This is a genomic window from Actinokineospora spheciospongiae, assembly GCF_003182415.1.
Classification (GTDB): Bacteria; Actinomycetota; Actinomycetes; order Mycobacteriales; family Pseudonocardiaceae; genus Actinokineospora; species Actinokineospora spheciospongiae.
On record NZ_QHCP01000017.1, the window covers coordinates 38593 to 50770 of the forward strand.

Consider the following 12178-nt stretch of genomic DNA (forward strand, 5'->3'; position numbering starts at 1 on the left):
TTGTCCGGCGGGGGAGAAATCACATGGCCGACACCATCCTCGTCGATTTCCACGGACCGGGCGCCGGGGTGGGGGAGCTGACCTGGGGGCAGCGCACGGTGTGGCGGGCGATCGCGCTCACCGGGGAGTCCGAGACCATGGGCGGCATCGTGGAGCTGCCGCCGGGGACCACCGTCGAGCACACCACCCGGGTCCTGCGCTACGTCATGGGCAGGCACCAGTCGCTGCGCACGCTGCTGCGGTTCGACGCCCCCGACGGCGGCCCGCGCCAGGAGGTCCACGCCCGCGGCACGATCGGCCTGGAGGTCGTCGACGCCGGGGGCCGCGACCCGGCGGCGGTGGCCGCCGAACTGCGCAAGCGCTACGAGACAACGGGTTTCGACTCCGCGAAGGAGTGGCCGGTGCGGATGGGCGTGGTCGTCGTCGACGGCGCCCCCACCCACTCGGTGGCCGTCTACAACCACCTCGCGCTCGACGCGCACGGCATGGAGGCGCTGATCGCCGACCTGGCCACCATGGACCCCGAGACCGGTGAGGCCACGGTTCCGCTGACCGCCGTGCAGCCGCTTGAGCTGGCCCGCCAGCAGCAGCGCCCGCACGTGCGCCGCAACAGCGCCTCCGCCCTGGACTACTGGGAGCGGGTGCTGCGCACCGTGTCCCCGCTGCGCGTCGAGGGCACCTCCGAGGACCCGCGCTCCCCGCGCTGGGGCACCGTCGAGTTCACCTCGCCCGCCGCCCTGCTGGCGGGCCGCGCGGTCGCCGCCCGGCTGGCCACCGACACCTCCCCGGTGCTGCTCGCCGCCTTCGCCACCGCGCTGGCCACCACGATCGGCAACAACCCGGTGGCACTGCAACTGGCCGTCGGCAACCGCTTCCGCGACGCCGTGCGCGACTCGGTGTGCACCATGGCCCAGACCTGCCCGCTGCTGATCGACCTCGCGGGCGCCACCTTCCCGGAGGCGGTCGCCCGCGCCCGGCAGGCGGCCGTGGTGACCTACAAGTACGCCTACTACGACCCCGAGCAGCGCGCCGCCATGGTCGCGGCGGTCAAGGAGGACCTGGGCGTGCCGGTGGAGCTGGACTGCTACTTCAACGACCGCCGCCCGCCCGGCAGGCAGGAGCGGTTCACCGAGGTCGCCACCCCCGCCGAGATCGAGGCCGCCCGCGCGCTGTCGATCCACGAGTGGACAGAGTGGACGGACGCGCCCAGTCCGCTGCTCTACCTCAACATCGACGAGGAACCCGGCGCGCTGCGCTTCGGCCTGACCGGCGACACCCACCGGGCCGCACCCGCCGCCCTGCTCGGGGTGCTGACCGAGGTGGAGTCGGTGCTCGTGGCCGCCGCCGATCCCGGCGGGGTCGGCGCGTGACGGCGCTGCTGGAGGTCGCCGCGCACCTGCCGTCGACCCGGTTCCCGATCGAGGACCTGGCCGAGCGGCTGGGCCTGCACGACCGGCAGGTCCGGCTGTTCCGCCGCTTCCACGGCCTGGCCGAGGTCCGCCTCGCCCCGGGCGGCTCACTGCTGGACCTGCTGCTCGCCGCCGCCGCGCGCCTCGACGGCCTGGCGGGCAACGAGCACCGGGTCCGGTACGTGGTCCACGCCAGGGGGATGCCGGTCGCGGTGCCCTACCCGCACAACCCGCTGCGCGAGCTGTGCCGCGCGCTCGGGCTCGAGCACGCCCTGTCGTTCACCCTGACCCACCAGGCTTGCGCCACCGGCCTGCTGGCCGTGGACGCGGTGGGCCGGATGCTCGCCGCCGACGGCGACCCGGACGCGCTGGCCCTGGTGCTGGCGGGGGAGAAGACCTACACCCCGGACGCGCAGCTCGTGCCGGAGACCGCGATCTTCGGCGAGGGCGCCGCCGCCGCCCTGGTGTCCACAGGGGACGGACCGGGGCGCGGTGACCGGTTGCTCGCCTACGCCACCAGCGCGCACGGCGAGTTCGACGGCAGGCTCCGGCTCGACCGCGACCTGGCCGTGCGGTTCCAGAACGAGTATCCGCGACTGCTGGCGGAGGTGCTGCTGGCCGCCGTGGACAAGGCCGGGCTGACCTTGGACGACATCGCGCTGCTGCTGCCGCACAACGTCAACGCCGTCTCCTGGCGGCGGGTGTGCAAGCGGATCGGGTTCCCGGTGCGGCGGGTGGTGCTCGACAACGTCGCCGTCGTCGGCCACAGCTTCGCCGCCGACCCGTTCCTCAACCACCGCACCGCCGTCGACGGCGGGCGGCTGGCACCGGGGGACCGGTACCTGGTCGGCGCCGCGGGCCTGGGCGCCACGTTCTCGGCCATGGTGCTGCAACACGACCCGACCGGACCGACCCACAACAGCACAGACCAGGACAACACAGACCAGGACGGCGTGAGAGCGAGAGGGAACCGATGACACAGGTTGCGGACCTGCGCGGGCAGGTCGTGGAGAGCATCGGCCTGCTGCTGCCCAGGGTGCTCAAGCGCGAGGTCCCCGACCTCACCCCGGACACTCGGCTGTTCAGCGAGCTGGGCCTCAGCTCGGCGGGCACGCTGGAACTGCTGCTGGAACTGGAGGACACCCTGGAACTCCAGATCGACGTGGAGGAGATCGACCAAGCCGACCTGGAGACCGTCGCCACCCTGGCCGAGTACGTCGCCACGCACACCGTCGCGGACGAGTGATGCTGACCGTCGGCCCGCCCCCCGCGATGGCCGCCGCCGCGCCCCGGCTGTCCGGCGCGGTGGGCAGGGTCTTCACCGGCACCTCGCCGACGGCGTGGGACCCGGCGCTGCGCCCGTTCCTCGCCGACCTGGTCCGCCCATTCGGCACCGGCCTGCGCGAGGACCTGCTCGTCGACGGCGCCGGGCACTCCTTCGGTGAGATGGCCGAGGCGCTGCTGCCCGACCTCGTCGACGACCGGGAACCGGTGGACCTGCTTGTCCTCGCCTACGCCCTGCACGACCTGCGGCTGGGCCGCTCCACCGCGACCCACCTCAGCGACCGCTGCCCCGGCCGCCCGGCCGCGTTCGCCGTGTGCGACCAGGGTTCGGCCGCGCCCTTCACCGCGGTGCGGCTGATCGAGTCCTACTTCGCCGGTGGCGCCTGTTCCCGGGCGGTGCTGCTGGTGGTGGAGCAGTCCGCGCTGCACTACGAGCTGGCCGCCCCCGCGCCGCTGCCGGACCGGCACACCGCCGTCGGGCTGCGCTTCGACACCGACGGCGCCCCGCTGACCGTTCGCCAGCGCACGGCGGTCGAGCCCGCGCGCGTCGCGGCAGTGCTGGCCGCCGAGGTCGCGGCGCTGCGCGGCGACCGCGCCGACACCACCCTCATCGCCTGCGCCCGGCTCGCCGGGCTGCTGCCCCCGGGCATCGCGCACGTGGTCGCCGCCGAGGGGCAGCCCTGCACCGGGGTCTGGTACGAACTGGCCACCGGGCGCCCGGAGGGCCTGGTGCTGCTGGCCGAGTACACACCGGAAGCGGGCGTGCTCAGCCTGTCCGCGCTCGACGTGCCCGCCCCCGCCCGCCCACTGGCCGACGCGCGGGCGGTGGCCGGATGACCAGCGTGCACGTCTGGCTCGTCCCCGACCTCCCCGACGCCGTCCTGGACCGGCTGGAAGGCGTGCTCGACCCCGAGGAGCGGCGCCGGGCCGCGGCGCTGGACCCGCCGCGCCGCCGGGAGTTCGTCGCCGCGCACGGCGCCGCGCGGGCCGTCGTCGGCAGGCGCCTGGGCCTGGCCCCGGCCGAGGTGCGCTGGCGGATCGGCGCGCACGGCAAACCGGAGGTGCCCGGGGTCAGCGTGAGCCTGTCCCGCTCCGCCGGGGTCGCCATGGTGGCGCTCACCCGCGACCGGCCGCTCGGCGTGGACCTGCAACGCCTGCTGCACACCGACGCGGTCCGCACCGCCGAGAGGTTCTTCGCCGCCGAGGAGGCGCACCGGGTGCGCGCCGCCGCCGCGGCCGAACGCCCCGCCCTGCTCACCCGCCTGCTCACCCGCAAGGAGGCCTGCGTCAAGGCCGCGGGCGGGCGGCTGTTCCCCGGCCTGCGCCGCGCGGTGCTCGACCGGGACATGGTCGGGGAGGCGGACGGGGGCCGGTACCGGGTCCGCGACCTCACCGCACCCGCGGGCTTCGCCGCCGCCGTCGCCGTCGGGGGCACGGCGCCGTACCGGGTGCGCGCACACCGATGGCACGAACGGGAGACCCCATGACCAGCACCATCCCCAGCGCGAACCCCACCGCCCCCGTGCCGCCCCGGGTCCCGGGGAGCGGCCTGCCGATCCCCACCGCCGTCCCCGGGGTCTTCCTCTACCCGGAGGCGTTCGAGCGGGTGGTCGACGCGCTGCGCGCCGGGGTGGCCCGGCTGGCCGCGACCGAGCCGTTCCAGCGGTTGGTCGTGCCGCCGGTGATCTCCCGGGCCACCATCGAACGCGCGGGCTACGTCGAGGCGTTCCCGCAACTGCTCGGCACCGTGCACGGCTACCGGGGCACCGCGTCGGGCTGGGCCCGGCTCCGCCCGCTGGTCGGCGCGGGCGGCGACTGGCACGCCCAGCAGGAGATCCGCGACCTGGTGCTGCTGCCCGCCGCCTGCTACCCGGTCTACGCCGCGCTCGCGGGCACCGCCGTCGACACCCCGGCCAGGGTCACCGTGCAGGCCACCTGCTTCCGCGACGAGGCCACCGGCGAGGCCGGGCGGCTGCGCTCGTTCCGGATGCTGGAGCTGGTCACCGCCGGGGCCGAGGAGCACTGCCTGCGCTGGCGGGCGGACTGGCTCGACCGGGTCGGCCGGTGGTTCACCGACCTGGGGCTGGCGCCGGTGGTCGAGGCCGCCGACGACCCGTTCTTCGGACCGGGCAAGAAGGTGTTCCAGGCCGCGCAACGCCTCCAGGAACTCAAGTTCGAGCTGAAGGTCCCGGTGGCCGACGGCGTGGTGCAGGCCGTGGCGTCGGCGAACCACCACAAAGACCACTTCGGCGTCGCCTTCGACCTGACCGCCGACGCCGCCCCCGCGCACACCGCGTGCCTGGCCTTCGGCCTGGAACGGCTGGCCATGGCGCTGATCCACGCGCACGGCGACGACGCGGCGGCCGTGCTGGAGGCGACCACGTGAGCGTCCTCGACGAGGTGCCCGCCACCGAGGCGCGCAGCGCGGTGCCGGACAGCGCGGCGCTCTACCGGACGATCCGGTTCATCCGCCGCTTCGAGGAACGCGCGGTCGAGCTGGTCAAGGCGGGGGAGATCCGCAGCGGCATCCACCCCTGCATCGGGCAGGAAGCCGTCGCCGCCGGTGCCGTCGCCACCCTCGACGCCGACGACGTGGTGCTCTCCGGTCACCGCGGTCACGGCCACCTGCTGGCCAAGGGCTGCGACCCGGCCCGGCTCATGGCCGAGCTGGCGGGCCGCGCCACCGGGATCGACCGCGGCCGGGGCGGGTCGTTCCACCCCTCGGACTTCTCCGCGAACGTCTTCAACGCCACCGGCACCGTCGGCCACGGCGCCGCCATCGCCGCGGGCATCGGCTGGGCGGCGGCCACGGCGGGCTCCCCGCGCGTGGTGCTGAGCTTCTTCGGCGACGGCGCGGTCAGCCAGGGCGCGCTGCTGGAGGGCTTCAACCTCGCCGCGCTGTGGCGGCTGCCGGTCGTCTACGTGTGCGAGAACAACGGCTACGCCACCACCCTGCCCGCCGGGGCCGCCATCGCGGGCACGGTCGTCGGCCGCGGCGAGGCGTTCGGCATCCCGTCGTCCTCGGTGGACGGTCAGGACGCGGAAACCGTGTACGCCGCCGTGCGCGAGGCGGTGGTCCGCGCCAGGTCCGGCGGTGGTCCCTCGCTGCTGGAGATGCGTACCTACCGCTACCACGGGCACCACACGTTCGAGCTGAAAACCCGGCTCAGGTACCGCGAACAATCCGAAGTGGACTCGTGGCTGGGCAGGGACCCGCTGCTGATCCAGGCTGCCCGGGTCGCCGAGGACGAGCGCGCCCGCGTCGACGCCGAGGTGGAGGCGCGGCTCGACGAGGTGGTCCGGTTCGCGGTGGCGAGCCCGTACCCCGACCCGGCCACCGCCACCGACCACCTGCACGCCGACGGACTCCGCCCGCGCCCCGGGTCCGCCCGATGAGCCCCGCCGGGGAGGAGTGACGCCGTGCCCAAGCTGTCGTACCTCAAGGCCCTGCACCGCGCGCTCCGCGACGAGATGGACCGCGACGAGTCGGTGTTCGTGCTGGGCGAGGACATGAACTTCGCCCTCACCAACACCACCTCCGGCTTCCTGGACCGCTTCGGCGCCGACCGGGTGCTGGAGATGCCGCTGTCGGAGCAGGGCTTCACCAACTTCGCCACCGGCGCCGCGCTGGCCGGGCGGCGCCCGGTGGTGGAGTTCCAGATCCCGTTCCTGCTGCTGCTGGTGTTCGAGCAGATCACCAACCAGGCCAACAAGTTCCTGCTGATGAGCGGCGGGCAGCGCAGCGTCCCGGTCACCTACCTGATGCCCGCGGGCGGGCACCGGCCCGGCTGGGGCGCTCAGCACTCCGACCAGCCCTACAGCCTGTTCGCGCACATGGGCGTCAAGACGGTCCTCCCGGCCACCCCCACCGACGCCTACGGCCTGCTCACCACCGCGATCCGCGACGACGACCCGGTGGTGGTGATCGGCCCGCTGGCCTGCCTGGGTGTCCGCGAGGACGTCGACCACGCCGACCTGGTCCCGGTCCCGCTGGGGAAGGGCCGCATCCACCGCGCGGGCACCGACGTGACCCTGGTGGCCACCGGGCACTTGGTCCACGAGGCGATCGCGGTCGCCGACGACCTCGCCGGGGACATCTCGGTGGAGGTGTTCGACCCGCGCACGGTGTACCCGTTCGACTGGGACCTGCTGGCCGAGTCGGTCGGGCGCACCGGGCGCCTGGTCGTCGCCGACGACACCAATCGCTTCTCCGGCCTGGGCGCGGAGGTCCTGGCCACCGCCGCGGAGGAACTGCCGCTGCGGGTGCCGCCGAAGCGGGTGAGCAGACCCGACGGCGCGGTCGTGGGCGCCGCCCCCGAACTGGACGCGGTGTTGCAGCCGACCCGCGAGCAGATCGCCGACGCCGTCCGCTCGGTGCTCAAGGAGTCGGGGTGGGGCGCGTGACGGCGACCCTCCCGGCGGTCGAGCGGGTCCCGGTCCCCTTCCGCGGCGACGGCGCGGGCACCGGACCGCTGACCTGGGGGCAGATCGGCATCTGGCAGGCCATCGCCGGGTCCGGCGAGTCGCGGACCATGGGCGGGTCCACCTCGATCGCGGGTCTCGGGCTCACCGTGGCCGACCTGACCGACCTGCTGGCCTACGTCATGCGCAGGCACCCGGCGCTGCGCACCCGGCTGTTCCTGCGCGCGGGCGCCGACCCGCTCCAGGTCTGCTCGGCGGCAGGCGAGGTGCCGCTGGAGGTCGTCGACGCGGGCAGCGCCGACCCGGCCGAGGTCGCCGCCGCCCTGGAGGAGCGCTACGCCGCCGTCCCGTTCGACTACGAACACGAGTGGCCGGTGCGGATGGGCGTGGTCCGCGTCGGCACCGAACTGACCCACATGGTCGCGGTCTACCTGCACCTGTCCATGGACGCCGGTGGCCTCGCCGCCCTCATCGCCGACATGGCCGCCCGCGACCCCGCCACCGGGGAAGGCCCCGACCTCGACGCCGTGGCGCCGCTGGAGCAGGCCGCGCAACAACAGCGACCCGCCGCGCTGCGCCAGTCCGCTGCCGCGCTGCGCCACTTCGAGCGGGTGCTGCGCACCGCCCCGGCGAGCCGGTTCGGCCCACCCCGGCACACCGACCCGCGCCCGTACCGGATGATCCGCTACCGCTCGCCCGCCACCCGGCTCGCCGTGGACGCGGTGGCCCGCCGCTCCGGGGTGAGCACGTCGGCGGTGCTGCTGGCCTGCTTCGCGGTCGGCCTGGCCAGGGTCACCGGGTCCAACCCGGTGCTGGCGATGCTCATGGTCGGCAACCGCTTCCGCCCCGGCTTCGCCCGGTCGGTGAGCACCCTGGTCCAGATCAGCCCGTACCTGATCGACGTCGGCGACACCACCGTGGCCGAGGCGGTCGCCAGGGCGGCGCGCAGCACGATGAACGCCTACAAGCACGCCTACTACGACCCCAACCACCAGGACGAGGTCCTGGCCCGGGTCAATGGCGAGCTGGGCACCCCGTTCGACTACTCCTGCTTCTACAACGACCGCCGCGCCGCCGACCGCGTCGCCGAGGACGCCCCCGACCCCACCCCGGAGCAGATCGCCGCCGCCCTGGCGCGGTCGGAGGTCCACTGGGAGGACGAGCCGGGGATGCCGAGGCAGAAGCTGTACCTGCACCTCGACGACCCGGTCGACCCGGTCACCGGGGAGGTGGTGGTCGACTTCGCGCTGTCGGTGGACACCCGGTACTTCACCGCCGCCGACACCGAGGCCGTGGTGCGCGCGATCGAGGCCGCCGCCGTGCAGGCCCACACCGACCCGGGCGCCCGCACGGGCGTTCCCGCCACCCCCGCCGAGCACCCCGGCCAGGCACCCGAGGAGGTGTCCGCATGATCGAGATCAAGTGACCCCGCCGCGCGGGCCGAACCCACCGTCCCCGCCGAGCACGCGGGCCAGATCCCCGGGAGGTGCGCACATGATCGAGATCAAGTGAGGCAGGCGACCGCCGGGCGCAGGCCCGGCCCGTCGACCCCGGTTGTGGGGGCGTGCCCCGCCCGCCCCCACAACACCCGGCCGCTCAACCGGTCCTGAGCACCCCGATCGCGGCCTCGGCGATCACCGTCTCCATGATCACCGGCAGTTCCAGCAGTTCCTCCGGGCTCAGGTGGTCGGTGTCGCCGCACACGGTGAACACCGTGCCCGCGTCGGTGTCGTCCACGTGCAGGTACAGCGTTTCCCCGGGAGGCGCCGGGAACGGCCAGGGCTCCCACTGCGCCGTCGCCCGCCCGAGGGCCGCCCGGACCTCCTCGGCGGAGGCGGTGGCCGGGGTGTCCCGGACGCGCCTGCGGTCGTTGAACAGCACGTCGGTGTGCACCTGCTCGCCGCGTTCGGCGGACACCGAATCCAGCAGCGCCAACCGTTGCACCGGGTCGTGGTAGGCGTTCTTGTACGCGTGCAGCGAGGCCCGCCAGGCGTTGCCGACCACCGCGCGGAAGTCGGCGCCGGTGTCGATGGCGCACAGGCCGAACTGGCTCACCGCGCCGACCGACCCGGCCAGGTCCGGGCGGAACCGGTTGTGCACCACCAGCCGCACCACCGCCGTCGCCACCCCGGTCAGCCGGGCCACCGCCACCGCGTACGCCGCCAGCAGCACGTTGCCCGTGCCCTGCCCGGTGTTCTCGGCCAGCACGGCCGCCCCCAGCGCGGCGGCGGGGGAGGTGTGCAGCAGCTTGCGGTAGCCCACCCCCGGACCGCCGCGCCCGCGCGGGAAGCGGCGGGCGGGCGCCCCGCGCAGCAGGGTGCGCCAGCGCCGCAGCGCCCGGTCGCTCTGCGCGGCCCCGGCGGGGGAGTTCTGCCACCGCGCCTGTTCGCGCGGGGTCCGCCCGGTCGCGGGGTCCTTCCCGGCGACCTGGGCCAGGAGCAGGTCGAGGCCGCCGAGGTCGATGGCCAGGTGGTTGTAGAACGCCACCGCGTGGGTGAGCGCGCCGCCGTCCACCACCACCGCGGTCCGGATAGGCCAGTCCTCGACGCAGTCCACCCCGCGCTCGTCGTACCGGGCGAGGACGCCGCGCGCGGTCGCCTCCCCGTCCCCGTCCACGTCCACGACGGGCACGACCTCCATCTCCACCTCACCTTCGGCGGCCACGGCCTGCTCGGCCAGCGAACCGCCCGCGCCGACGGTGAACCGGGTGCGCATCGCCTCGTGCCGCACCAGGTCCCGCAGCACCCGGGCGCCGTCGTCGACGGTCGTGCCGGGCGGCAGCGGGACCAGTCCGCGCAACGAGATCACCGTCCCCGAACCGCCGACGCACCACACCTCCCGCTGCCCCCACGACGGCGGCGCGGCCCCGCCCGGCAACCCCTCGAACGCGACCCGGACCGTCTCCACGGCGACCTCCGTCCCTTCCGGTCACCCTCCCGCGTACCGGGCGGGCGGACAAGCCTCCACTCAGCCGCAGCGGGCCCGGCCCGCCACCCGGTGCCGGTTCCCGGTCTCGAATTCCGGCGGCCCGCCCGTTACTGTGGACCGAACGTTTCAGATAATGACACTATCTCGATGGTGCGTCGGTTTCGGGAGGTCCTGTGCGGGGACGGTTGGTCCGGGTCGCGGTCGCGGCGCTGGCGGTGCTCGGGCTGGCCTTCGCGGTGCCCACCGGGGGCCCGGCGTCCGCGCTCGGCTTCGACGCGAAGCTCCAGATGATCCCGGTCGAGGGCGGGGTGTCGCTGGAGGCGCTCGTGCTGCGCCCGTGGGGCAGCGGACCGCACCCGCTGGTGGTGTTCATCAGCCCGTGGTCGATGGACTGGACCGAGAACACCCTCCCCGCGCTCACCCTGGCGAACAAGGGCTACACCGTCGTCAGCTACGTCACCCGGGGCTTCAAGAACTCCGGCGGCGAGGTCGGCGTGGCGAGCCCGACCGACGTGCGCGACACCAGCACCGTTCTCGACTGGTCCCTGGCCAACACCGCCTCCGACGCCACGCGCGTCGGCGTCTACGGCCTGTCCTACGGCGCGGGCATGGGCATCCTCGCCGCCGCCAAGGACAGCCGCATCAAGGCCGTGACCGCCCTCAGCGGCTGGTACGACCTGCCCGCCTCCTTCGCCCGCGACGACGTGCGCAGCGCCTCGGCCGGGAAGCTGCTCCACGACTCCGGCCGGGCGGGTGGGCGCCTCAGCGCCGAGACCGACCTGCGCCTGCGCCAGGTCATCGACCCGGCCCTGTCCGACGCCGACTACGCCGACCTGGTGGCGTGGGCGGAGATCCGCTCACCCAAGACGTACCTGGCCGAGCTGAACGCCAACAAACCGGCGATCCTCATCGAACAGGCATGGGGCGAGACGGCCTTCCCGCCCGGCCCCATGCTCGACTTCTACAACGCCTACCGGGGCCCCAAGCGCGTCGAGTTCCGCCCCGGCGACCACGCCACCCCGGAGATCCCCGCCCTGATGGGCCTGCCCACCGGCGTGCTCGACCCGGTCTACCGCTGGCTGGACGCGTACGTGGCGGGCACCGACAGGTCGATCACGACCGAACCGAACCTCCAGTACACCCCGCGCCCGGTGGCCCGTGGCACCGAGAGGTACACCGACACCGCCTCCGCCTTCGGCACCCCCAGGCGCTACCGGCTCACCGAGAACGGCCTGACCACCTCGACCGCGACCGGCCCCGCCTGGTCGAAGTCCATCGCCACCGACACCGACAGCGCGGTCTCCGGTGGGCAGGCCATGGTCACCGGCACCCTCCAGACCTTCCTCCTGGAACCCAGCCCGATCGACGTCAGCGCCCTGGACCGCACCGTCGCGGCGGTCTGGTCCGCCGAACCCACGTGGACGGCGACGACCCGCATCCGCGGCGCCGCCACCCTGCACCTGCCCCACACCCCGTCGGCGGCCAAGGGCACCCTCGTCGCCTACCTCCTCGACGTCGACCACCTGGGCAAGGCGCGCATCATCGGCTACGCCCCGCACGCCTGGGCGAACGCCGCCCCCGGCCGACCCCGCGCGGCCGACTTCGCCTTCCAGCCCACCGCCTACGACCTGGACCCCGGCCACCGCCTGTCGGTCGTGGTGGACGGCAAGGACACCATCTTCGTCGACGCCAACCAGCCCGGCAGCGGCGTCACCCTGACCAATGACGGCGGCGCCCACCTGGACCTCCCCGTGAGGTGAGCCGGGGCCGGTTAACAACATGTGTCAGGGGCGTGCCCGGCGGTTCCGCGTGGTAGACCTTGGCCCATGCACCTGACGCCGCACGAGCGGGACAAACTGCTCGTCCACGTCGCCGCCGACGTCGCCCGGCGGCGGCTGGAACGCGGGGTCGTCCTCAACCACCCCGAGGCGGTCGCGCTGATCACCGACCACGTGCTGGAAGGCGCGCGGGACGGGCGGTCGGTGGCCGAGCTGATGTCCAGCGGGCGGTCGGTGCTCTCCCGCGAGCAGGTGCGGGCCGGGGTGCCGGAGATGATCGACTCGGTGCAGGTCGAGGCGACCTTCCCGGACGGCACCAAGCTGGTCACCGTGCACGACCCGATCCCGTGATGGAGG

At 74.4% G+C, this 12178-nt stretch carries 12 protein-coding genes; 11 read left to right on the forward strand and 1 reads right to left on the reverse strand.

The window, feature by feature from the left end; translation table 11 throughout:
* The first annotated feature begins 23 nt into the window (after positions 1-23).
* The 9 genes from DFQ13_RS30660 to DFQ13_RS30700 are packed head-to-tail and all read left to right on the forward strand — an operon-like array spanning position 24 to position 8527.
* On the forward strand, positions 24-1370 hold the full coding sequence (locus DFQ13_RS30660; RefSeq protein ID WP_035285603.1) for a condensation domain-containing protein: 1347 nt from the start codon (positions 24-26) through the stop codon (positions 1368-1370).
* Positions 1367-2386: a 3-oxoacyl-[acyl-carrier-protein] synthase III C-terminal domain-containing protein gene (locus DFQ13_RS30665; RefSeq protein WP_084176054.1), complete on the forward strand. Its 1020-nt coding sequence runs from the start codon at positions 1367-1369 to the stop codon at positions 2384-2386. The genes DFQ13_RS30660 and DFQ13_RS30665 overlap by 4 nt, the downstream gene beginning before the upstream one ends.
* Positions 2383-2655 (forward strand): phosphopantetheine-binding protein, encoded by a 273-nt coding sequence (locus DFQ13_RS30670; protein WP_035285600.1) that lies wholly within the window; start codon positions 2383-2385, stop codon positions 2653-2655. Before DFQ13_RS30665 ends, DFQ13_RS30670 begins: the two co-directional genes overlap by 4 nt.
* Positions 2655-3530, forward strand: a complete 876-nt coding sequence (locus tag DFQ13_RS30675) for a 2-hydroxy-acid oxidase (protein ID WP_110082328.1) — start codon at positions 2655-2657, stop codon at positions 3528-3530. The genes DFQ13_RS30670 and DFQ13_RS30675 overlap by 1 nt, the downstream gene beginning before the upstream one ends.
* Positions 3527-4180 (forward strand): 4'-phosphopantetheinyl transferase family protein, encoded by a 654-nt coding sequence (locus tag DFQ13_RS30680; protein ID WP_110082329.1) that lies wholly within the window; start codon positions 3527-3529, stop codon positions 4178-4180. Before DFQ13_RS30675 ends, DFQ13_RS30680 begins: the two co-directional genes overlap by 4 nt.
* Positions 4177-5079, forward strand: coding sequence for an aminoacyl--tRNA ligase-related protein (locus DFQ13_RS30685; protein WP_110082330.1), 903 nt, complete (start codon positions 4177-4179; stop codon positions 5077-5079). Before DFQ13_RS30680 ends, DFQ13_RS30685 begins: the two co-directional genes overlap by 4 nt.
* Positions 5076-6089 (forward strand): thiamine pyrophosphate-dependent dehydrogenase E1 component subunit alpha, encoded by a 1014-nt coding sequence (locus tag DFQ13_RS30690; protein WP_233438657.1) that lies wholly within the window; start codon positions 5076-5078, stop codon positions 6087-6089. Before DFQ13_RS30685 ends, DFQ13_RS30690 begins: the two co-directional genes overlap by 4 nt.
* Before the next feature lie 24 nt (positions 6090-6113).
* Entirely contained in the window at positions 6114-7097 is a 984-nt protein-coding gene (locus DFQ13_RS30695) for an alpha-ketoacid dehydrogenase subunit beta (protein WP_035285597.1), read from the forward strand.
* Positions 7094-8527, forward strand: a complete 1434-nt coding sequence (locus DFQ13_RS30700) for a condensation domain-containing protein (protein ID WP_146241416.1) — start codon at positions 7094-7096, stop codon at positions 8525-8527. Before DFQ13_RS30695 ends, DFQ13_RS30700 begins: the two co-directional genes overlap by 4 nt.
* A 184-nt stretch (positions 8528-8711) precedes the next feature.
* On the opposite strand, the gene DFQ13_RS30705 is transcribed toward DFQ13_RS30700, so the two are convergent.
* Positions 8712-10022, reverse strand: coding sequence for a condensation domain-containing protein (locus DFQ13_RS30705; RefSeq protein WP_110082332.1), 1311 nt, complete (start codon positions 10020-10022; stop codon positions 8712-8714).
* A gap of 194 nt (positions 10023-10216) precedes the next feature.
* On the opposite strand from DFQ13_RS30705, the gene DFQ13_RS30710 reads away from it, so the two are divergent.
* Together DFQ13_RS30710 and DFQ13_RS30715 are read left to right on the forward strand one after the other, a co-directional pair.
* Positions 10217-11803, forward strand: coding sequence for a CocE/NonD family hydrolase (locus DFQ13_RS30710; protein ID WP_146241417.1), 1587 nt, complete (start codon positions 10217-10219; stop codon positions 11801-11803).
* 66 nt (positions 11804-11869) lie between these two features.
* The gene (locus DFQ13_RS30715; RefSeq protein ID WP_110082334.1) at positions 11870-12172 is read left to right on the forward strand and encodes an urease subunit gamma; all 303 of its coding nucleotides are present in this window, start codon (positions 11870-11872) and stop codon (positions 12170-12172) included.
* The last annotated feature ends 6 nt before the right edge of the window (positions 12173-12178 follow it).

Excerpts from the sequence above, each read along its gene's own strand:
- DFQ13_RS30675 (WP_110082328.1), top strand. The coding sequence starts at position 2,655 with ATGCTGACCGTCGGCCCGCCCCCCGCGATGGCCGCCGCCGCGCCCCGG.
- DFQ13_RS30680 (WP_110082329.1), top strand. The coding sequence starts at position 3,527 with ATGACCAGCGTGCACGTCTGGCTCGTCCCCGACCTCCCCGACGCCGTC.
- DFQ13_RS30685 (WP_110082330.1), top strand. The coding sequence starts at position 4,177 with ATGACCAGCACCATCCCCAGCGCGAACCCCACCGCCCCCGTGCCGCCC.
- DFQ13_RS30670 (WP_035285600.1), top strand. The coding sequence starts at position 2,383 with ATGACACAGGTTGCGGACCTGCGCGGGCAGGTCGTGGAGAGCATCGGC.
- DFQ13_RS30715 (WP_110082334.1), top strand. The coding sequence starts at position 11,870 with ATGCACCTGACGCCGCACGAGCGGGACAAACTGCTCGTCCACGTCGCC.
- DFQ13_RS30660 (WP_035285603.1), top strand. The coding sequence starts at position 24 with ATGGCCGACACCATCCTCGTCGATTTCCACGGACCGGGCGCCGGGGTG.